The sequence below is a fragment of the Frankia sp. AgB32 genome, assembly GCF_023243045.1.
GTDB lineage: Bacteria > Actinomycetota > Actinomycetes > Frankiales > Frankiaceae > Frankia.
In genome coordinates this window covers 1-263 of record NZ_JALKFX010000197.1, presented here as the reverse complement: position 1 = coordinate 263, position 263 = coordinate 1, and the positions used below count along the sequence as shown (strand labels likewise).

The window sequence follows — 263 nt, the reverse complement described above, 5'->3', positions numbered from 1 at the left end:
CCATCAGCACGACCGGCTTCTCGACGAGGCCGGCGACCTCCTCCAGCAAGCCCTCGTCCTCGACCAGATCGAGGCCGCGGGCAAAGGCGAGGTCGCGGGCGTCGTGCAGGATCATGTCCTTGCGCCGGTCCGCATCGAGGATAACCTGCGCGCGTTCCAGCGCCTGGGCATAATCGTCGAAGCGGCGCACCTCGAACGGCTCCGGCGCCAGGAAGCGGTGGCCCCGGGTCGTGGTCCCGGCCGCGATCCCGTCGACCGAGAAC

The 263-nt window shown here is 70.0% G+C and carries 1 protein-coding gene; it reads right to left on the bottom strand.

Annotation, left to right across the window (positions count from 1 at the left end; genetic code table 11):
• A partial coding sequence (locus MXD60_RS26405) for a glycine--tRNA ligase subunit beta (RefSeq protein ID WP_248822407.1) occupies nt 1-263 on the bottom strand: 263 nt, incomplete at both ends.